The organism is Streptomyces sp. NPDC058985 (genome assembly GCF_042740985.1).
Taxonomy (GTDB): Bacteria; Actinomycetota; Actinomycetes; order Streptomycetales; family Streptomycetaceae; genus Streptomyces.
The window spans coordinates 73,879-94,119 of record NZ_JBHYJX010000020.1 but is presented as its reverse complement, the minus strand read 5'-3'; the positions used below and the strand labels follow the sequence as shown (position 1 = coordinate 94,119).

The window sequence follows — 20,241 nt, the reverse complement described above, 5'->3', positions numbered from 1 at the left end:
GAACCTCCTTGCTGGTGCGGAGGGGCGGGGCGTGCTCGGCGGCTCAGCGGAGTGCGAGCAGCCGTGTGGTCAGGGGTTCGAGTTCCAGGGAGTTGACGGACCGCAGCGTGTCCACGGCCTCGGCGGGCAGCCCGGAGAGCCCGGCGACGGACCCGGCGACGGCACCCGCGATCGCGCCGATGGTGTCACTGTCACCGCCGAGGTTGGCGGCGAGCAGGGCGGCCTGCCACGGGTCTCCGTCGGCCACCGCCAGGACCGCGAACGCGGCGGGCACCGACTCCTGGCTGGCGACGCTGGTGCCGACGAGCGCGACGATCCGGTCCAGCGCCTCGGCCTCCGGGAGATGCCGTACGAGGTCCCGTGCCCAGGTGATCCGGGCGGCGATGTCGGCCCCGGCGACCCAGTGGCCGCGCCGCGCACCGGCCCGGGCCGCGGCCACCGCGGCGGCGACGGCGTCGTCCAGCGAGCCGCCGCCGACACCCGTGCTGACGGCGGCGGCGACGGCGGCCGCGCCCGCGATCCCGAGCCCCGTGTCATGGGTGACCTGGCAGGACTCCACGACATGGTCCAGGAAGACGTCCAGCGGCTGGACGTCGCAGGCGATGCCGACCGGGGTGACACGCATGGCCGCGCCGTTCGTCGTGCCGTTCCTGCCCGCCTCCCGGACCGGAACACCACCTGCCACCGCGTCCAGGGCGGCCTTGGTGGAGGGGCCGAGGAGGTCGAAGGAGCCCTTGGCTTTCATCTCCTTCTCCCAGTCGAGCAGGTCGTGGGCGAGGCGCAGGGGATCGATCCGGCCGTGTCCCTCGGCGATGAGTCGGCCGACGATGACGGCCTGGTCGGTGTCGTCGGTGACGGAGCCGGCGGGCATGCCGGCGCTCACCGGGTTGTCGGGGAGCGCGGGTCGGAAGCCGGTGAGCCTGCCGTAGACCCGGACGACGTCCTCCCGGGACATCACCTGTGTGGGCATGCCGAGAGCGTCGCCGAGGGCGAGCCCGTAGTAGGCGCCGAGGGCGCGGTCGAGCCGGTCGGTCACGGCCGGCCTCCCTGGCCCGAGCGCACGTGCAGTTCGAACTTGGCGGGATCCAGCAGGCTGGTGACCTGCTCGACGACCGAGCCGTCGCCCGCTCGGTACACCTGGGCGAGCCGCAGGAAGGACTCGCCGGGCGAGCGGTGCAGCACAGCGGCGTCCGCCGCGTCGAGCCCGCGCACCGACACCACACCCTCGCCGGAGACGGTGACCCGGCCCGCGGCGATCAGCGCCCGGCTCAGCGAGCCGTCGACGAGGCCGCGTTCGGGCAGCCCGGCCAGGTCTCCCGTGGCAGGGACCCTGCTGCGCTCCAGCGACACGCCCCGTCCGTCGGCGAGTCGCCTCACCCGGTCCAGTGCTACGAACATACTGGACTCCATTCCGAGTTCGGCGGCCAGCCCGTGGTCGCTCACCTCCTCGAAGCGCAGGGTCTCCGACGTGAGCTCCGTGCCCTGCTCGGCGAGGGCCTTGGTCCAGCCGAGCCGGTGGTCGATCGGTGTCCCCTCGAAGGTGACGAAGGAGCCGATCCCGGCATGGGTGGCGATGAGCCCTTCCTCTCCGAGGGCTTGCAGCGCCTGCCGCAGAGTGGTGCGACTGACCCCGAAGCGCTGGGTGAGCGCGTGCTCCCCGGGGAGCCTGCTGCCGTCGGCGTGGACTCCGGCCCTGATCTCGTCGGAGAGGACACGGACGATGCGATGGTGTTTGTGTACCTGTCCAGGCATGTCCAAACCGTAAATGAACAAGTCTGGTCAGGTCCATAGCCGGCCGAGGATTTCCCGAACCGCGCGATCACGCGGGGCCGACGTGCTAGATTCCCCACCTGAACATGGTTCCCATTATCCAAAGAAAGCGAAGGTAGGCCACGTGCCTCCGCCCCCGACATCCATACCGACGGCGCGCGCCGACGCGTTCGCCGCGGCCGAGGCGCCCGCACCCGCCGCGGGAGGCGGCGGCCGACTCGCCTCCCGCACGGGACTGCTGCTGGCCTGCGGCGCGTTGACCGCCCTCCTGCTCGCCTCGGTCGTCGTGGCCATCGGCCTGGGACCCGCGGTCATCACCCCGGGGGAGACCGCCCGTCACCTGTGGGCGGCGCTCAGCGGCGGGGTCATCGGCCAGGGCGAGGTGACGACGTACCAGATCATCTGGCAGATCCGCACCCCACGCGTCCTGCTGGCGGCCCTGGTCGGGGCCGGGCTCAGCGCGGTCGGCGTGGCGATCCAGGCCATGGTGCGCAACGCGTTGGCCGACCCCTTCGTCCTCGGGGTCTCGTCGGGCGCCTCCGTCGGCGCCGTCGCCGTCACGGTCACGGGCGGGCTCGCGGCCCTCGGCATCTACGCCGTCTCCGCCGGAGCCTTCGTCGGCGCGCTCGCCGCCTCGCTGCTGGTGTACGCCGCGTCCGCCAGCCGGGGTGCGCTCTCCCCGCTGCGACTCGTCCTGACCGGCGTGGCCATGTCGCTCGGTTTCCAGGCCGTGATGAGCCTGATCGTCTACTTCGCGCCGGACAGCGAGGCGACGAGCATGGTCCTGTACTGGACCATGGGCAGCTTCGGCGCCGCGACCTGGGGCTCGCTGCCCGTCGTGGCGGTGGTGGTCACGGCCGGGATCCTGGTCCTGCACCGGTACGGGCGGGTGATGGACGTCCTCGCCCTCGGCGACGAGACCGCGGCGAGCCTGGGCGTCGGCCCCGACCGGCACCGCAAGGGGCTGCTGGTACTCGTCTCCCTCGTCACCGGCGTCATGGTCGCCGTCAGCGGTGCCATCGCCTTCATCGGACTCGTCATGCCGCACGTGGTGCGCATGCTCGTCGGCGCCACCCACGCCCGTGTCCTCGCCGTGGCACCGCTGGCCGGAGCGATCTTCATGGTGTGGGTCGACCTGGCGGCCAGGACCGTGGTGGCCCCCCGGGAGCTGCCGCTCGGCGTCATCACCGCACTCGTGGGCGTGCCCGTCTTCATCGCCCTGATGCGCCGCAAGGGCTATACGTTCGGGGGGCGTTGACATGGAACTGAGGCTCGACGGACTCTCCGTCGTGACCGACGGCAAGAGCCTCGTGCGCGGCCTGTCCCTGGACGTGCCGGACGGGCAGGTCGTGGGTCTTGTCGGCCCGAACGGCAGTGGCAAGTCCACCGCGCTGCGGTGCGTGTACCGGGCCCTGCGACCCAGCTCCGGAACCATCTGGGTGGGCGATCGGGACCTGGCAGGGCTGTCGCTCCGGCAGAGCGCGCGAGCCATCGCGGCGATGACCCAGGACGGCGCCGTCGACTTCGACTTCACGGTCGAGGAGGTCGTCGCACTCGGCCGCGCGCCCCATCTCCAGGGGAACCAGGCGCTCAGCGGCCGGGAACGCGAACTGTGCGAGCACGCGATGCACCAGCTCGACATCGGTCACCTCGCACAGCGCGGAGTCCTGACCCTGTCGGGCGGCGAGCGCCAGCGCGTCCTGCTGGCCCGCGCCCTCGTCCAGGAACCGAGCATCCTGATCCTGGACGAACCGACCAACCACCTCGACGTCCGCCACCAGGTCGAGCTGCTCTCGCTGCTGCGCGGGTCCGGCCTCACCGTCCTGGTCGTCCTGCACGACCTCAACCTGGCCGCGGCGGCCTGCGACCGCCTCGGCGTGCTGGCGCGGGGCCGCCTCGTCGCCTCGGGCACGCCCGCGGACGTCCTCACGACCGAACTGGTCGGCGACGTCTTCGGCGTGACGGCCAGCGTCGTCCCGCACCCGCTCACGGGCGGTCCCCAACTCCTCTACTCGCTCGGCTCATCCCGGTGAAAGGCGCCTCACGACATGCGTAGAACCCCCTTCCCCGTCCCGGCACGGCAGCGTGCGGCCCTCGGATCCGCCCTGGCGGCGGCGCTGGTGCTCAGCGGCTGCGGCGCCGAGGTCGAACCGGACGCCAAGACGTCCGCCGAGGTCACCGTCAAGCGCTGTGGTGAGCCGGTGCGGTACAAGGTCCCCGAGCGGGCCGTCGCCTACGAAGCCGGCAGCGCGGACAAGCTGTTCGCCCTGGGCCTGACCGATCACGTGCACGGCTACGTGATGCCGCCGGCCAACCCACCGGTGAGCGAGTCCCCGTATGCGTCCGAGTACGCCAAGGTGAAGATGCTCAGCGACGACCTGCTCAACAAGGAGGTCGTCGTCGAGGCCAAGTCCGACTTCGTCGTCGCGGGCTGGAACTCCGGATTCAAGGACGAGCGGGGCATCACACCGGCCATCCTGGACAAGCTCGGCATCCAGAGCTTCATGCACACCGAGAGCTGCTTCAACTATCCCGGGCATCCGGAGAAGGTCACCCCCTTCGAAGCCCTCTACACCGACTTCGAACGGCTGGGCAGGATCTTCCGGGTCGAGGAGAAGGCCAAGACGGTGGTCGACGGTCTCAAGGAGCGCGTCGAGGCCGTCGAGACCAAGGCCCCGGCGGGTGACCCGGTTCCGGTCTTCCTCTACGACTCCGGGACCGACCAGCCGTTCACCGCGGGCAATCAGGTCCCGCCCAACGACATCATCAAGTCCGCCGGCGGCAAGAACGTCTTCGACGGACTCGACGAGCGCTGGACCCAGGTCAACTGGGAGTCGGTCGCCGAAGCGGAGCCGGAGGTCGTCGTCATCCTCGACTACGGCGACCTGCCCGCCAAGAAGAAGATCGACTTCCTGAAGAAGTCCCCCCACACCAAGGGACTTCCCGCCGTGAAGAAGAACAACTTCTTCGTCCTCGACTACAACGAGGGCATCAGCGGGCCCCGCAACATAGACGGTCTGGAGAAGTTCGGCGCGTACCTGCGCGGGCTCGAGGGCTGATGGTGCGACTGCCGTACGGCACCAGTGAGGTGCCGTACGGCAGTCGCGCCCCGGTCAGTCGCGCACCAGCACGGGCATCCGCGCCGCAGCCTCGGACGGCGAGGCGGCCGCGGTACCGAAATTGCCCTCGACCTCGGACTTCTCCGCCGCGTTCGGATACGGGTTCGTGCAGGCGACGCCCGCCGTGGAGCCGGACATCAGGCTGGAGCACGGTCCGGGTTTGCGGTCCGGCAGCCCCAGGATGTGGCCGAGTTCGTGGGACGAGATGCGCACCGTGTTGTAGCCCTGGTTCACCGCCTGGCGCCCGATGTAGACCGTGCCGTTGCCCAGCGAGGTGGTGTAGGCACGCGGCCAGCCGTTGTCGGCCAGGATGCGGATGTTGGCCCGCTGCCCGGACGCCGCCGGGCGCATCTCCACGCCCTCGACACTCTCGTTCCATATCGCCGCGCCCCGGTCGACGGCCGACCGGAACTCCGCGGAACCGCTCGCGTCGTAGGTGAGCACCGTGGCCGCGGCCAGGGAGCGCGCGGTGCCGCTCGGGGAGTCGGCGGCCACGGCCTGGCCGCTCAGCAGGGGCATGGACATCAGCAGGGCTGCGGCGATACCGCCGGTCAGTGTGCGGACGTGCATGTTCGACCTCCTTGTGGGGGTAGGAGTCGTGCTCATGACATCACCTGCGTCCCTGCCCGCTCGCCCCGGCGGTCAATCCGCTATTCCGTCCGGCGTCGAACAACTGCGCTGACAACGTGGCGTCTTGAGCGAGGGGGAGTAGGCGGCACGTGACTTCGACTGAGTTTCTGATCGGCGGGGATCTGCGCGTACGGCGGCTCGGATTCGGGGCCATGCACCTGCCGACGGACCCGGGCCCGGCCCGCGAGAACTCTCTCGCGGTCACCCGGCGGGCCGTCGAGCTGGGCGTCACCCTGATCGACACTGCGTACATGTACGGCGGCGGAGCCAACGAGGAACTCCTGGCCGAGGCCCTCCACCCCTGTCCCGATGAGCTGCTGATCACCACCAAGGTCGGCGTCGCCCGGTCCGGCTCCGACGGCGAGTGGAGGCTCGACGGCCGGCCGGCAGTTCTGCGCGACCAGGTCGAGCAGGCTCTGCGCCGACTGCGCGTCGAGCGGATCGAGCTGCTCCAGCTCCACCGGATCGACCCCGAGACCCCGCTCGCCGACCAGGTCGGCACGCTCCGGGAGCTGCGGGACGAGGGGAAGATCGGCCGGATCGGACTGTCCGAGGTCACCGTCGGCGAACTCGACCAGGCGCGGCGGATCGTCGATGTCGCGAGCGTGCAGAACCGCTACAACCTGCTCGATCGCGAGCACGAGCCGGTGCTGGCTGCCTGCGAGGCAGCGGGGATCGCGTTCCTGCCCTGGCGCCCTGTCGCCTGGGGAGAGTCAGGACAGCGGGCCGAGGTCGCCGCCGTGGCCGCCGAAATCGATGCCACCCCCACACAGCTTGCCCTGGCTTGGCTCCTCGGCCACTCGCCGGTCGTCCTCCCGATCCCGGGCACCGCCCGGATCGACCACCTGGAGGAGAACCTCGCCGCCGAGAACCTCCACCTGTCCCCGGCCCATCGCGATCGCCTCGACCGCCTCGGAGACGCCGGCAGCCGGGGAACGACCAGGTAACGCCATCGGTTTGGAAACCGAGTGACAGATGTGGCGTGCATTGGTCTAGGCCTGAGCGCTCTGGGGTCGTATGGTCGGCGGTGGCCGGCGGCACGACCTCCCCCCACCCGGGTTGCGAGCCGGCTCGGACGACGCCCCACGACCGCGACCCGAGCAGCCGGGTGAACTCCCCCCACTCACCGCCTCCGGGAGGCCATGGTGAAAGTTCGCACCAGATTGTCGGCGATCATCGGCACGCTCGGTCTCGTCGGATCCCTGGCCTTGGCCACGGCGTACGCCGACGAGCCCGCCACCGACGCGAGCGCGGCCCAGGTCGCGCTGACGGAGGTGGCCCAGGCCACGAACCCGACCGCCGGTACCGCGGGACCAGGCGACACGGTCTGGATCGCCGAACGCGCGGGAACGGTCCGGGTCCTGAACGACGCCGGACTCGGCGAACCCGTCCTCGACATCTCCGACGAGACCACCACCGACGGCGAACGCGGCCTGCTCGGCATGACGTTCGACAAGGACTTCGCGCACTTCTACATCTCCTACACCGACCTCCAGGGCACCAGCCACATCGACGAGTTCGCCGTCCAGGACGGGACGATCCAGGAGGACACCCGGCGCACCGTCCTGACCCAGGAGCAGCCCGAGTCGAACCACAACGGCGGCGACATCACGTTCGGTCCCGACGGATACCTCTACATCGCGTTCGGTGACGGCGGAGGCGGCGGCGACCCCGACGGCAACGGGCAGAAGCTCGACACCCTGCTCGGCAAGCTGCTCCGGATCGACCCGCGGGGCGGCACCCCGTACGCCGTCCCGCAGGACAACCCGTTCGTCGGCGACCCGAACGCCAGGAGCGAGATCTGGTCGTACGGGCTGCGCAACCCGTGGCGGTTCTCCTTCGACGCCGGCTCCGGCGACCTGCTGATCGCCGATGTGGGCCAGAGCGCGTGGGAGGAGATCGACTGGGCGCCCGCGGACAGCAAGGGCGGCGAGAACTACGGCTGGGCGCAGATGGAAGGCACCCATCCCTTCCGCGGCGGCACCGAGCCCGCGAACCACGTCCCGCCGATCCACGAGTACGACCGCAACGGCCTCGGCTGCTCGGTCACCGGCGGCTACGTCTACCGCGGCCAGGCCGTCGCGGACCTCCAGGGCCAGTACGTCTACAGCGACTACTGCGACGGCACCCTGCGCTCTCTGGAGATCGAGAACGGCAAGGTGACCGCCGAGCACGACCTCGGTGTGAACGGCGGAGAGGTCGTCTCCTTCGCCCAGGACACCGACGGAGAGCTGTACGCCCTGGCCATCGGCGGCACGGTCTGGCGAGTCGACCCGGCGTGACGTGAGGGAACGACGGAGCCCCGGAAGGGCCGCACTTCTCAAGGGTTAGGGTAGAAGAGTGACCCTCATCGTGCGGCCCGACCGCGTCGTCCGACGCCCCCGTTGAGTGGGCGCGCCTGTGACCGGTGCGCGGGAGCGCGCGGTGCTTCCCACGGGGCCGCGCGTGTGGTGGGGGGCGATCGCGGCCCTCGCCGCACTGGCGGTCGTCGCGCTCGGCATCCTCTACGCCGGCGGCAGCGGGCCCGGCGTGGTGGACACGCGGGTCGGGGCGGCGGTGGACGGTGCCGGGTCGTCGTGGCGGCACGTCGCCCTGGCCACGGACTTCCTGGGCGAGCCCGGGGGAGCGGCGATGCTGGTGGTGGCCGCGGCGGCGGGTGCCCTGGTGGTGCGGTGGCCTCGAGCGGCGGTGCTCGTCGTGGCCGGGCCCGGCCTGACCGTGGTGGCGACGAAGCTTCTCAAGCCTCTGGTGGGACGCACCATCCACGACGGTCACCTCTCCTACCCGAGCGGGCACACCGCCTTCCTCACCGCGTTCGCCCTCACGGTGGCGCTGCTCGTGACCGGCCGGCTCCGGCTCGGCGGCGCGGCCCGCGCGTCGCTGGTGCTCGCCACGGCCACGGCGGCCGGCGCCGCGATGGGCTGGGCGCAGATTGCCCTGGGCGCGCACTACCCGACGGATGCGCTCGGCGGCTGGTGCACCGCGCTGGCGGTGACACCGGCCACCGCGTGGCTGGTCGACCGGACCGCCGCCAGGCAGGCCGGCCGGATGTCCGACGCCCCTCAGCCGGAACGCCGCTGACGCCGGGTCACACGGAACGCCGGAACACCGGTTTCACCGGCCGTCCCCCCGTCCACGGCGTGGGGTCACCCGCGTCCAGCGCCTTCCGGTACACCGCACACGCCTGCGCCACCACGTCGACGGTGTGATCGATGTCGGCGTCACTGAGCGCGTCGCTCACCACGAACGACGGGGCCAGCACCCCGCCCGCCAGGAGCCGGCGCAGGAACAGCGTGCGGTACGGCTGCGACGGCCGGCGGTTCTCGTCGAGGGTGGCGAAGACCAGGTTGCTCGCCCGGCCCCGGACGACGACGTGGTCGGCCACGCCCATGCCGGCCGCGACGTCGCGGACACCGGCGGCGAGCCGCTCGCCGAGCGCGTGCAGACGCGCGGTGACGCCCTCCTCGACGTAGGTGCTCTGCACCGCCATCGCGGCCGCCAGCGAGTGCGTTTCGGCCCCGTGCGTGGTGGACAGCAGGAACACCCGGTCGCCGGAGTGACGCAGCCCGCCCCACTCCATCAGGTCGCGGCGCCCGGCCAGGGCGGAGACGGCGCATCCGTTGCCCAGCGCCTTGCCGAAGGTGGAGAGGTCGGGGACGACGCCGTACAGGCCCTGGGCGCCCGCCTCGGACCAGCGGAAGCCGGTGATCATCTCGTCGAAGACCAGCACGCAGCCGTGCCGGTCGGCCAGTTCGCGCAGACCGGCGAGATACCCGGGCGGCGGCTCGGTGTGGGTGGCCGGTTCGAGGATCAGGCAGGCGATCTCGTCCCGGTACCGGGTGAGCAGTTCCTCGGTGGCGGCCAGGTCGCCGTACGGGAACGCCACGGTGAGGTCGGTGGTCGCCGCCGGAACACCGGCGGACATGGGCGTGGTGCCGATGAACCAGTCGTCGACGGAGTAGAAGGGATGGTCGCCGCAGATGGCGACCCGTGCGCGCCCGGTGACGGCGCGGGCGAGACGTACCGCTGCGGTGGTGACGTCGGAGCCGTTCTTCGCGAACTTCACCATCTCCGCGGTCGGCACGGTGGCGAGGAAGCGTTCCGCCGCCTCGGCCTCCACGACGGACGGCCGGACGAAGTTGCTTCCGCGGCCGACTTCGCGTCGTACCGCCTCGACCACACGCGGGTGCGCGTGCCCGAGGCTCACCGACCGCAGGCCGGAGCCGTACTCGACGTAGCGGTTGCCGTCGACGTCCCACACATGGGCACCGTGGCCGTGGCTGATGACCGGGGCCAGGTCGTCGGGGTACTGGTCGTCGCCCTTGGCGTAGGTGTGCGCGCCCCCGGGAATCGCGGCGTGCAGCCGCTCGTTGGCCTGCCGCGACCGGGGCAGGAGGAAACCTTCGGACTCTTGGGTGTCCACGCGTACGTCAGCCCTCTCTCTGCTTCAGGACCTCGGCGAGGCTCGGCGCCTCCCGGTCCCGCCGGGACATCGACCTGGGCGGCAGCGGCCAGGGAACGGCGAGTTGGGGGTCGTCGAAGGCGATGGTGACGTCCTCGGCCGGATCGTGCGGGCGGTCGATCCGGTAGGACGTGTCGGCGGTCTCCGTCAATGCCTGGAAGCCGTGCGCGCACCCCGCCGGGATGTACAGGGTCACTTGCGTCTCGCCGGACAGTTCGAAGGTGGCCACGTTGCGGTAGGTCGGGGAGCCGGGTCGCAGGTCGACCACGACGTCGAAGATCCGCCCGTGCGAGCACCGCACCAGCTTGGCCTCTCCGGCCCCCGCGCGCAGGTGCAGTCCGCGCAGCACGCCCCGGACCGAACGGGACACGCTGTCCTGGACGAAGGCGCCTGGGTCGAGGCCCACCGAGCGGACCACGTCGGCGTCGAAGGTGCGGCAGAAGAAGCCGCGTTCGTCGGCGTACGGCACGGGCTCGAAGAGGTACGCGCCGGTGATCTCCGGGACCGCGGTCGCCTTCATGAGGTCTCCTGTCGGGCGGGGGCGTCGGCGTTGCCGGCCGGGGGGAACAGGGTCGCGGTCAGGACGGCGAACTGCTGCTCCAACCGCCGGACGGCGGCCGCGTTCCGCTCGGCGAGGGTCAGCCGCAGCTCCGTCGAACGCTTCTCCACCTCCCGGAACAGTTCCAGCAGACGCTCGGCGTCGACCTCGCGGGCCGGCTGACAGTACGGGGCCAGCCCCATGCGGGCCATCAGGGCGTCGCTCTTGGCCGAGTAGCTGAGCGCGAGCGTCGGCGTGCCGGCCTTCAGCGCGCAGACCAGGTTGTGGTAGCGGGTCGCCACCACGGTGTCGGCGGCCGCCGTCTCCTTCATCAGGTCGGCGAGCGAGGCCGTCTCGGCGACGGTGACCAGCGGCGAGTCCACCGCGTCGACGATCCCGTCGGCCACCGGCCGGTCGAGCCCGTCGCCGGTGAGCAGCCGGACCGGTCTGCCCTCCGCGACGAGCGCGCGGACGAACCGGGTCGTCCCGTCGAGGTAGCGCCGGTGGATCGCGTCGGCCCTGGCGCGGTCGTCGTTGCCGCCGTAGAAGGCCATGACACCGACGCAGACCGTGCCCGGCGGAGCCGGTGCCGCGCTCGTCGCCGGTGTCGGCAGGGCGAACGCGAGGTCCTCGTAGACCTCGTCGCGCGCGGTGTCCACGCCCATCACCCGCATCGCGTCACGGGACATGCCGTCCCGGAACGACCGGTACGTCGCCAGCCGCGCCGACCAGCGCGTCAGCACCCGGGTCGGCCGCCGGGCGATCGTCGCGGCGCCCACACTGACCAGGGCGACCCGGGTGCCGAGCAGCCGCCCGGTCGCGCAGAGCAGGAACAGCGAGTACGGGAACCCCCACGGCCGCAACGGCAGCGTGGCCTCCAGGACACCCGTGCCCGGCACGATCACCACGTCGTGCCGGCGCACCCACCGGGCGGTGCGGACGGCGTCGACGAGTTTGCCGAGCCCCTTGGCCGCGATCGCGCCCGCCCGCGACGCGGTCCGGTACTCGCCGCTGTACCAGTTCAGCCGCGTCGCCGGGATCCCGTAGCGGCTCTCCACGTGCTCGGGTCCACCGCACAGCGCGTCCACGACGGCCGCCGGATGCTCGGCGCGGAGGTACCCGAGCACGGCCTCGAGCGATCCGTCGTTGCCGACGTTGCCGGAGCCGAGCAGCCCGAACAGCCCGACACGCACCGGCGTTTCGTGCGGAGCGGTCATGCCTGCCTCCTCTCCCGGCCGGCGACTAGCGCGTCCACGGAGACGGCCAGCCGCCCCGGGTCGACGGGTGCGCGGTCCTCGACCCGCTCACCGGCGCCGGGCCTGGCCCGGCTGGTCATCCACGCCGCGAGGTGGCGGTAGCACGCGCGCCGGTCCGCGGCCGACAACGGCGCCCGCCGGATCGCCGCGACGAAGCCCCAGACGTACTCGGCGAGCAGCCGGGGCGTCGGGTGCAGCGGGCCCGCCCGGCGCGGGTCCAGGTTGACGCACCGGGCGCGCTTGCCCGGGTTCGCCCGCTCGGCGCGAGTGGGGTGATCGCGGCGGAAGTACAGCAGCTCCGGCACCTGGTGGAAGGGACCGTGCAGGGTGATCTCGGCGACGAACGTGCGGTCCGCGTGGTGGTAGCTGTCGTGCGGCTTCACCCGGCGCAGCACGTCGGCCCGCATCACCCCGTAGAAGTCGTCGCCGCCCGGCTCGAACAGCAGACTGCGGAAGCGCTCCGGCGCGTGCGGCGAGTCGGTCGCGAGCCCGTACTCGTAGGGGACCTTCACCTCGCCGTCGCCGTCGACGACCGCCTGCCCGCTGTGCGCGAGGATCACCTCCGGCCGCTCGTCCAGCGCCTGCACGCAGCGCCGCAGCAGGTCCCGGGCGTACAGGTCGTCGTGCGAGGCCCACTTGAACAGCTCGCCCCGGCACTCGGTGAACACATAGTTGTGGTTGGGCGCCGCGCCGATGTTCCTGGGCAGCCTGAGGTACCGGATGCGTGAGTCCCGCGCGGCGTACCGGCGGCAGATGTCCCGGGTGCCGTCGGTCGAGGCGTTGTCGGAGACGACCAGCTCGAAGTCCTCGTAGGTCTGGCCGAGCAGGGCGTCGAACGCCTCGGACAGGTACTCCTCGCCGTTGTACACGGGCAGGCCGATGCTCAGCCGGGGATGGGCGGTCATGACGTCCTCACTTCACGAATGGAATGGTGGTGGCGCTCGCGCAGGGCGGCCCGCAGTTGCAGCCACCAGACGGCCGAGCCGCAGGCGGCGGCGGTGGCGACGCCCCAGGCGGAACCGACCGTGCCGGCCGCGAAGGCACCACCGAGCCCTCCGCCGACGTAGCAGACGGAGGCGAACAGCTGGCAGCGCAGGCTGCGCCGGGCCGCGGCGAGCGCGCGCAGCCCGGCCGCCGCGCCGGTGCCGAGGCCGGCGCCCGCGACACCGAGCGTGACCGGCACGACGATGGCCGAGGCGGCGTCCCAGACATCGCCGAGTACCAGCTCGCCGAGCCGGTCCGGGACCAACAGCAGCGCCGCGCCCCAGAGCAGGGCGCCGACGGCCTGCCCGCCGCCCAGGAGGAGGCAGAACCTGCCCAGCCGCCGCGGGGCCTGGCGCAGTACCCGGGCCGCCTCCGCCACGGTGACCAGCGACAGCCCCATCAGTACCGCGAGGAAGGGGCCGAGCAGCAGTTCGGCACCCCGGATCACACCCACCGCGCCGACCCCGACGATCACGCCGAGCCCGTACGCCCGCAGCTGGCTGGAGCCGCTGACGCCGACGTTCTCGACCAGGTACCGGTAGCCGAGGTCGCGGTGGTCGCGCAGCCAGTCGCGTGCCCCGGTCAACCTGGGCCGGATGCCGGACTGGAAGCAGCCGTACACGGCGGCCACCGCGGCGGACGTGCCCCACGCGACCACGAAAGCGGTCACGCTGCCCACCCGGGCGGCCACCACCATGGCGGGGACGAGGGCGACACCCCAGACGACGTCGTTCACGAACGCCTTGCGCCCCTGGCCCGCGGCGAAGAACGAGTACCGCCAGGCGTCCTGGAGCAGCAGCCCGGGCAGCATGAGGCCGAGGCCGGCGAACGCGGGCCCCACCCGGCCGCCCATGCCCAGGCCGACCACCAGGCACACCGCGCCGACGGCGGTGCCGACGCCGAGGGCGGTGCCCGACGACCGGGCCACCGCCCCGCGCCAGGACGCCTCCGGCACGCCGCTGAAGCGCACCACGAGCGGGTCGGTGGCCAGCCCGCGCGAGACGCTGAGCACCACGCCGTACGTCACCCAGGCCAGGCTGAACACGCCGAACGCGGTCAGCCCCAGCGAGCGGGCCACGTAGATCCCCACCGCGAAGTTGGAGATGCTGGAGGCCGCCTGGTCGGCCAGTCCCCAGGACAGCCGGCCGGCCATGCCCGCCATGGCCCGCGTGCCACTGGGCCGCGCGGGTCCGGCCCCGTCAGCCGAGGCCGTCGTCGTCTTCTTCCCTCCCGTGGCCATGGGCGTCATGCCTTGAGCAGCCCTGCGCCGTGCAGGGCGTCGGCCGCGTCGGCGACGGTGTCGAACGGGAGCCCGGCCCGCTCGGCGATGTCCAGCAGACCGTGCTCGCCGTCGGAGAGGCTGAGCACCCAGAGCATGGCCATCTGGGCCTGCTTGGCGTCGCTGCGGCCGCCGAGCGAGTCGTACAACCCGCGCCGCCCCAGCTGAGGTTCGCCGTAGGGGCTGAGGTTGACGTACCGCCGGTCGCGGTCCAGCACGGCGAACGCCTCACGGCAGACGGCGAGCGTGTCCTCCATCGCCCGGGGGGAGACGAAGTCCAGGTTGTCCGCCGAGGTGTGGTACTCGGGGTAGCCGGCGTACGGGGTGCGGGTGAGCGAGCCCACGCCGAGGTCGAAGCCGGGCGAGCAGAACTGGCGCTCGTCGTAGCCGTACGGGGTGAACTCGGCGATGTGGTGCGGGCGTTCGGAGGTCTCCAGCACATGCCGCATCACCCGGTCGATGCCCGCGTCACCGCGCCTGCTCCGCTTGTAGGTCAGCCGGCCCCGGTCGCCCGCGCAGGCCAGCACCAGGCCGTGCTTGACCCGTTCCACACGCTCCGCGTTGCGGGCCAGCCAGGTGATCGCCCCGATGGTGCCGGGCGCGAACAGGAACCGGTACGTGTAGTACGGAGTCCGTTCCGCCAGCTCCCGGGCCAGGAACGTCGCCACCGCGATGCCGGCCAGGTTGTCGTTGGCCAGCGACGGGTGGCAGACGTGGCAGGAGACGATCACCTCGTCGGGGACCTGCCCGGGGACCACGTGCTCGGCGTAGGTGAGGTGGCCGTCCGCGAGGGTGGAGTCGATCCGGACCTCGTAGTCGCCGTCCGGCAGCGCGTCCAGGGTGTCCTGGGCCAGGCAGAAACCCCAGTCGGGCTGGTAGTAGCTGGTGCGGTACGGCACCCAGGCGGGGTGGTCCGGCAGGGTGTGCAGATGTGCGCGGAGTTCGGCGAGGGGCATCGTCGTCGACACCGGGACGCTGTAGCCGAGCACGTGCAGGCTGGACGCGGCGAAATCGACGACCCGGTTGCCGTGCGCGTCGGCGATGTACGCGTCGCGGATGTTCCACTCCTGCGGCACCGTCCAGTCGAGCACCTGCGTCCCGGTCGGCACCTCGTGCACCCGCAGCGGAAGGTACTCGTCCACGATCTCCAGGGTGGCCCGAACCCCGTCGCCCGTGATGCTCCGGCACAGCGGATACATCCGCTCCACCAGCGCGTGCATCCGATCACCGACCGCCGCCTCGGGCTGGGCGCCGGCCGTCGTCATCCGCGCCACCGCAGGGTGTCGTCCACGGAGCCGGCCTCGGAGGCCGCACGCAGCACGGCCAGCCGGGTGAAGCGGCGCTCGAAGTCCTGCCGGGTCAGCCCGTGTTTCCGGTAGGCGTCGGCGAGTTCGAGCGCGCCCTGCTTCACCGTCCACTCGCAGTCGAAGCCGGGCACCGCGGCGCGGAACCGGGAGAAGTCCACCCGGTACGACCGCGGATCGGCACCGGTCTCCCCGGTGATCACCACGCGTGAGTCCGGCACCGCCGCCGCGACCTGCTCGGCGATCTCGGCGACCGTGACGTTGTTGACCTCGCTGCCGATGTTGAACGCCCGGTCGTGCACCGCCTCCCGGGGCGCGGTCAGCGCGGCCGTGAAGGCCCGGGCGATGTCCACGGCGTGCACCAGCGGACGCCAGGGGGTGCCGTCCGAGAGCACCAGCACCTCGCCGGACAGGAGCGCGTGGCCCACCAGGTTGTTCAGCACGATGTCGGCGCGCAGCCGGGGGGAGTGGCCGAAAGCGGTGGCGTTGCGCATGTACACCGGGCTGAAGTCGCCGTCCGAGAGTGCGTGCAGGTCGTCCTCCACCCGCACCTTGGACTCCGCGTACGGCGTCACCGGGCGCAGCGGGGCGTCCTCGGCCACCAGGTCGCCGCCGCCCGCGGCGCCGTAGACCGAGCAGGTCGACGCGTAAAGGAAGCGCCGCACCCCGGCGTCGCGGGCCAGCCGGGCCAGCCGCACGGACGCGTGGTGGTTGATGTCGTACGTCAGCTCCGGCGCCAGGGAGCCCAGCGGGTCGTTGGAGAGCGCGGCCAGGTGGATCACGGCGTCCACCCCGCTCACGTGCTCCGCCGTGACGTCACGCAGGTCGACCCGGTGGCCGGGCGGGTCCTCGGGCGACGGGCCCAGCAGGCAGTCGGCGAACAGGCCGGCGTCGAGACCGACGACCTCGTGCCCGGCGGCCGTGAGGACGGGCGCCATCACGGTGCCCAGATAGCCCTGGTGTCCGGTCAGCAGTACGCGCAAGGTTGTTCAACCCCCCAGGTTGAGAGTGAGTTTGGTGACGGCGAACGCCTCGGCGTAGCGCGCGTGGCATTCGATGCCGCGGATCCGGGCGAGACCGAGGAAGGCCTCCCGGTCGTACCAGGGCCGGTGCCGCTGCGAGGGGTAGTGCTCCTGGAGCAGCCGTACCTTCCGCTCCGCGATCTCCAAAGACAGCGGCTGGTACGCCACCGGGCGCCCGAGATCGCCGTCCCACTTCGCGATCTCGTAGCGGAGCACCAGGTGGTCGCGGAACGCGGTGGTCATCAGTTCCGCCAGGCCGCGGTGGTCCTGGTGCGCGTCGTCGGTGCGCGGCGCCAGCACGAGATCCGGTTCGGTCCGCTCGCGCAGCTCCTCGACCGCGGCCTTGGCCTCCTCCCAGTGCGCGGGCATCCGGCCGTCCGGCAGCTTGAGCACGGTCAGCCGCAGATCGGCGCCCGGGCAGAAGGCGTCGAGCGCGGCCCGCTCCTCCTGCTCCCGCTCGCCGCCACCGCCGGACAGCACCAGGGCGTCGACGCGGACGCCCGGCCGTGCGCGGCACAGCGTGAGCAGGGTGCCGCCGGCACCGATGGCGATGTCGTCGCAGTGCGCGCCCACCGCGACGATCCGGTCCAGGGGCCCTGCCCCGAGCCCGATCACGCGCGCGCTCCGACGCCGGCCCGCTCCCACACGGCCCACGGACGGTCGCCCTGGGCGTAGGCGGCGTCGAGGGCGGCCCGCTCCTTCACCGTGTCGGTGGGCTTCCAGAAGCCGCGGTGCTGATGCGCCACCAGGCGTCCCCGCTTGGCCAGTTGGGCGCATCCGTCGGCGACCAGGTCGCCGTTCTCCGGTATGTGGTCGAAGACTTCCTGACGGAGCACGAAGTAGCCGCCGTTCTCCCACAGTGGCAGTTCGCCGACCGCGGTGATGCCGCCCACCAGACCGTCCTCGCCCAGCTCCACGCAGTGGAACGACGACTGCGGCGGGACGACCATCATCGACGCCCCGGCGTCGCGCGCGGCGAACCGGTCGATCATCTCCGGCAGCGGGGCGTCGGTGAGCACGTCGGCGTAGTTGGCGAGGAACATCTCGTCGCCGTCCAGGTGGTGGCGCACCCGGCGCAGGCGTTCCCCGATCGGCGACTCGATGCCGGTCTGCGCGAACGTGATGGTCCAGTCGGATATGTCCGTGGACAGCAGCTCGGTGCGCCCGCCGCGCAGGACGAAGTCGTTGGACGTCGTCTCCTCGTAGTTGAGGAAGAAGTCCTTGATGTGGTGCGCGCCGTACCCGAGGCACAGGATGAACTCGGTGTGCCCGAAGTGCGCGTAGTACCGCATGACGTGCCAGATCAGCGGCCGTGGGCCGACCATCGCCATCGGCTTGGGCACGTCGTCGGAGGTGCCGCTGCGCATCCGCATGCCGTAACCGCCGCAGAACAGGACGACCTTCATCGCTTGACCTCGACAATGCTCAGTTCCGGAATGGGGAAGACCAGCCGGCCGCCCCATTCGTGTACGAAGGACAACTGCTCGACCAGCTCGTCCCGCAGGTTCCAGGGGAGGACGAGGACGTAGGCGGGCCGGTCGGTGCCGATCTGCTCGGGCGGCAGGATCGGGATGCGGGTGCCCGGGGTGAACCTGCCGTGCTTGTACGGGTTGCGGTCGACCGTGTACGGCAGCAGGTCGGGCCGGATGCCGCAGTGGTTGAGCAGGGTGTTGCCCTTGCCCGGCGCGCCGTAGCCGACCACCGTCTCGCCCCGTTCGGCCGCCTCGACGAGGAAGCGCAGCAGATCCCGGCGCACCTTGGCCACCCGGGCGGAGAACTCGGTGTACCCGGACAGTTCCTGCAGCCCGGCGGCCTTCTCCCGGGCCAGCACGTCGGCCACCCGCCCGGTCGGCTCGCCCGCCGCCTCGGCCGGCCGGGCCCACAGCCGGATGGAACCGCCGTGCGTGGGAAGCAGCTCGACGTCCACGAGGGCGAGCCCGCCGCTCGCCAGCGCGCGGATCGCGGACGCGACCGTGTAGTACTGGAAGTGCTCGTGGTAGATCGTGTCGTACTGGTTCTCCTCGATCAGCGTCAGCAGGTGCTGCACCTCGATCGAGACCCAGCCGTCGTCGGCGACCAGGGCACGCAGCCCCTGGGTGAAGCCGACCACGTCGGGGATGTGCGCGTACACGTTGTTGGCCACGACCAGGTCGGCCGGGCCGTGCTCGGCGCGGACGGCGGTGCCGGTCGCCGGGTCCAGGAACGCCGTGAGCGTGGGCACACCCGCCTCCCGCGCCGCGGCGCCGACGTTCACCGAGGGCTCGATGCCCAGGCAGCGGATCCCGCGGTCCGTCACGTGCCGCAGCAGGTACCCGTCGTTGCTGGCGACCTCGACCACGAAGGCGTCGGCGCCGAGATCCAGCCGCGCCGCGGCGTCGGCGACGAAGGCGCGCGCGTGCTCCACCCAGGAGGTCGAGTACGAGGAGAAGTACGCGTACTGCGTGAACGTCTCCTCCGGCGTGATCAGCGGAGGTATCTGCGCGAGCCAGCAGTCGGTGCAGACCCGCAGGTGGAGCGGGTATGTCGGCTCCGGCTGGGCCAGTTGCTCCGCCGAGAGGAAGCTCTCGCACGGTGGTGTCGCCCCCAGGTCGACGACGCTCTCCGTCGCCTCGGAGCCGCAGAGTCGGCATCTTGTCATGTGCTGTTCCCATCCCCCCTGCCCGCGCGGGCGCGCCCGCCCCGGGCCAGTGCTGACCGATCCGCGATCGCGGTGCGGTACCCCTCCAACAGGCGCTCCAGCCCGACGGCCGGGCTGAAGCCCTGCTCGTAACGGCGCCGGGCCGCCTGTCCCATCTCCCGGTTCCGGGACGCCCCGGCCGTGATCCGGCGCAGGCACGAGGCGAGCGAGGCGGGCTCGCCCGGCCGGTGCAGCAGCCCGCTCACCCCGTCCTCGACGAGTTCGACGAAGGCGCCGTGACCGGCGGCGACGGTCGGGACCCCCGCGGCCATCGCCTCCACGACCACCAGGCCGAACGCCTCCAGCCAGGTGGACGGCGCCACCACGGCGACCGACCGAGCGACGGCCTCCCGGCACTGGGCCGGGTCGTACAGCCCGACGTACCGCACGTCGTCCCGGCCCGCCGCCCAGGCGGTCACCTCCCGCTCCAGCGGCCCCGCGCCGGCGATCACGAGCGGCACGCCCACGCCACCACCGGCGGCGATCTCGTCCCACGCGGCCATCAGAAGCCGCACGCCCTTGGCCTCCGCGAGGCGCCCGAGGAAGAGCAGGTGCTCGCCGGGGCCCGTTCGCCGGGCGCCCGGCTCGGGCACGAAGTTGTGCTTCACCGACAGCCTTTCGGCCGGCATGCCCGCTCCCACCAGCACGTCGCGCTGCGCCGCGGAGATGCAGAAGAACCGCTCCACACCGGACCACCAGCGCCGCCGGTTGACCGACATGCTGACCGCGAGCGGCACCGTCGCCAGCCGCGAGTTCCGGTAGCAGCCGTGCCGGACCGCGGGCAGCGGACCGGACCCGACGCATTCGGTGCACGGCCGGCCGTCCCGCTGCAAGGTGCCTGGCGGGCACACCTGGGTGTAGTTGTGCAGCGTGGCGACGGCGGGCACACCCGCGTCGGCACAGGCGGCCAGCACCGCCGGCGACAGGAGCGGGAAGACGTTGTGGATGTGCACCACGTCCGGCCGTTCGGCACGGAGCCGTGCGGCGAACTCCGCCCGCACCGCCGGATTCCACGGCACGAGGAGCGGCACCGCGACCTTGCCCGGCAGCGACCGGGCGGCGATCTCGTCGCTGCGCCGCTCGAACAACCCGACCCGGTGTCCGGCCCCGCGCAGCAGCGCCACCTCCTGGTCGACGACCTTGTTCTCCCCGCTCGGCTGCGCCGAGGCGTAGCGGTTGTGCGCCACGAGGACGTGCATC

General features: G+C 72.1%; 20 protein-coding genes. 6 read left to right on the top strand and 14 right to left on the bottom strand.

Going from position 1 to position 20,241, the window contains the following annotated elements:
* Nucleotides 1-43: 43 nt before the first annotated feature.
* Nucleotides 44-1,036, bottom strand: coding sequence for an ADP-ribosylglycohydrolase family protein (locus ACFW01_RS19480; RefSeq protein WP_384504952.1), 993 nt, complete (start codon nucleotides 1,034-1,036; stop codon nucleotides 44-46).
* Nucleotides 1,033-1,752: a GntR family transcriptional regulator gene (locus tag ACFW01_RS19475; protein ID WP_384504949.1), complete on the bottom strand. Its 720-nt coding sequence runs from the start codon at nucleotides 1,750-1,752 to the stop codon at nucleotides 1,033-1,035. The genes ACFW01_RS19480 and ACFW01_RS19475 overlap by 4 nt, the downstream gene beginning before the upstream one ends.
* A 253-nt stretch (nucleotides 1,753-2,005) precedes the next feature.
* Between ACFW01_RS19475 and ACFW01_RS19470 the strand changes: the two genes are divergently transcribed.
* Genes ACFW01_RS19470 through ACFW01_RS19460 form a run of 3 tightly spaced genes read left to right on the top strand, consistent with a single transcriptional unit; the run spans nucleotide 2,006 to nucleotide 4,829 of the window.
* Entirely contained in the window at nucleotides 2,006-3,028 is a 1,023-nt protein-coding gene (locus tag ACFW01_RS19470) for a FecCD family ABC transporter permease (RefSeq protein ID WP_384505000.1), read from the top strand.
* 1 nt (nucleotide 3,029) lies between these two features.
* Nucleotides 3,030-3,803: an ABC transporter ATP-binding protein gene (locus ACFW01_RS19465; protein WP_384504946.1), complete on the top strand. Its 774-nt coding sequence runs from the start codon at nucleotides 3,030-3,032 to the stop codon at nucleotides 3,801-3,803.
* Nucleotides 3,804-3,818: 15 nt separating this feature from the next.
* Nucleotides 3,819-4,829 (top strand): ABC transporter substrate-binding protein, encoded by a 1,011-nt coding sequence (locus tag ACFW01_RS19460; protein WP_384504943.1) that lies wholly within the window; start codon nucleotides 3,819-3,821, stop codon nucleotides 4,827-4,829.
* 54 nt (nucleotides 4,830-4,883) lie between these two features.
* Here ACFW01_RS19460 and ACFW01_RS19455 read toward each other — a convergent pair whose 3' ends face one another.
* A complete protein-coding gene (locus ACFW01_RS19455; RefSeq protein WP_234957732.1) occupies nucleotides 4,884-5,459 on the bottom strand; it encodes a snapalysin family zinc-dependent metalloprotease in 576 nt (191 codons plus the stop codon).
* 149 nt (nucleotides 5,460-5,608) lie between these two features.
* On the opposite strand from ACFW01_RS19455, the gene ACFW01_RS19450 reads away from it, so the two are divergent.
* From ACFW01_RS19450 to ACFW01_RS19440, 3 genes are all read left to right on the top strand, one after another.
* Complete coding sequence (locus ACFW01_RS19450; protein ID WP_384504939.1) at nucleotides 5,609-6,466, top strand: aldo/keto reductase; 858 nt, start codon at nucleotides 5,609-5,611, stop codon at nucleotides 6,464-6,466.
* 198 nt (nucleotides 6,467-6,664) lie between these two features.
* Nucleotides 6,665-7,801 (top strand): PQQ-dependent sugar dehydrogenase, encoded by a 1,137-nt coding sequence (locus tag ACFW01_RS19445; protein WP_234957918.1) that lies wholly within the window; start codon nucleotides 6,665-6,667, stop codon nucleotides 7,799-7,801.
* A gap of 142 nt (nucleotides 7,802-7,943) precedes the next feature.
* A complete protein-coding gene (locus tag ACFW01_RS19440) occupies nucleotides 7,944-8,600 on the top strand; it encodes a phosphatase PAP2 family protein (protein WP_234957731.1) in 657 nt (218 codons plus the stop codon).
* A 7-nt stretch (nucleotides 8,601-8,607) separates the two neighbouring features.
* Here the strand turns inward: ACFW01_RS19440 and ACFW01_RS19435 are convergent, their stop codons facing one another.
* The 11 genes from ACFW01_RS19435 to ACFW01_RS19385 are packed head-to-tail and all read right to left on the bottom strand — an operon-like array spanning nucleotide 8,608 to nucleotide 20,240.
* The gene (locus ACFW01_RS19435) at nucleotides 8,608-9,942 is read right to left on the bottom strand and encodes a glutamate-1-semialdehyde 2,1-aminomutase (protein WP_234957730.1); all 1,335 of its coding nucleotides are present in this window, start codon (nucleotides 9,940-9,942) and stop codon (nucleotides 8,608-8,610) included.
* Between the two features lie 7 nt (nucleotides 9,943-9,949).
* Nucleotides 9,950-10,501 (bottom strand): dTDP-4-dehydrorhamnose 3,5-epimerase, encoded by a 552-nt coding sequence (rfbC, locus tag ACFW01_RS19430; RefSeq protein ID WP_234957729.1) that lies wholly within the window; start codon nucleotides 10,499-10,501, stop codon nucleotides 9,950-9,952.
* A complete protein-coding gene (locus ACFW01_RS19425) occupies nucleotides 10,498-11,736 on the bottom strand; it encodes a polysaccharide pyruvyl transferase family protein (RefSeq protein WP_384504934.1) in 1,239 nt (412 codons plus the stop codon). The genes rfbC and ACFW01_RS19425 overlap by 4 nt, the downstream gene beginning before the upstream one ends.
* Entirely contained in the window at nucleotides 11,733-12,680 is a 948-nt protein-coding gene (locus ACFW01_RS19420; RefSeq protein WP_234957727.1) for a glycosyltransferase family 2 protein, read from the bottom strand. Before ACFW01_RS19420 ends, ACFW01_RS19425 begins: the two co-directional genes overlap by 4 nt.
* Complete coding sequence (locus ACFW01_RS19415; RefSeq protein WP_384504930.1) at nucleotides 12,677-14,008, bottom strand: hypothetical protein; 1,332 nt, start codon at nucleotides 14,006-14,008, stop codon at nucleotides 12,677-12,679. Before ACFW01_RS19415 ends, ACFW01_RS19420 begins: the two co-directional genes overlap by 4 nt.
* On the bottom strand, nucleotides 14,005-15,303 hold the full coding sequence (locus ACFW01_RS19410) for a DUF4910 domain-containing protein (protein WP_384504927.1): 1,299 nt from the start codon (nucleotides 15,301-15,303) through the stop codon (nucleotides 14,005-14,007). The genes ACFW01_RS19415 and ACFW01_RS19410 overlap by 4 nt, the downstream gene beginning before the upstream one ends.
* Complete coding sequence (locus ACFW01_RS19405; protein WP_384504924.1) at nucleotides 15,300-16,325, bottom strand: NAD-dependent epimerase/dehydratase family protein; 1,026 nt, start codon at nucleotides 16,323-16,325, stop codon at nucleotides 15,300-15,302. The genes ACFW01_RS19410 and ACFW01_RS19405 overlap by 4 nt, the downstream gene beginning before the upstream one ends.
* Nucleotides 16,326-16,331: 6 nt before the next feature.
* Complete coding sequence (locus ACFW01_RS19400) at nucleotides 16,332-16,979, bottom strand: PIG-L family deacetylase (protein WP_234957724.1); 648 nt, start codon at nucleotides 16,977-16,979, stop codon at nucleotides 16,332-16,334.
* Nucleotides 16,976-17,770: a sugar phosphate nucleotidyltransferase gene (locus tag ACFW01_RS19395; protein WP_234957723.1), complete on the bottom strand. Its 795-nt coding sequence runs from the start codon at nucleotides 17,768-17,770 to the stop codon at nucleotides 16,976-16,978. The genes ACFW01_RS19400 and ACFW01_RS19395 overlap by 4 nt, the downstream gene beginning before the upstream one ends.
* Complete coding sequence (locus tag ACFW01_RS19390) at nucleotides 17,767-19,002, bottom strand: class I SAM-dependent methyltransferase (protein ID WP_234957722.1); 1,236 nt, start codon at nucleotides 19,000-19,002, stop codon at nucleotides 17,767-17,769. The genes ACFW01_RS19395 and ACFW01_RS19390 overlap by 4 nt, the downstream gene beginning before the upstream one ends.
* Nucleotides 18,999-20,240, bottom strand: a complete 1,242-nt coding sequence (locus tag ACFW01_RS19385) for a glycosyltransferase (protein WP_384504919.1) — start codon at nucleotides 20,238-20,240, stop codon at nucleotides 18,999-19,001. The genes ACFW01_RS19390 and ACFW01_RS19385 overlap by 4 nt, the downstream gene beginning before the upstream one ends.
* Nucleotide 20,241 lies beyond the last annotated feature (1 nt).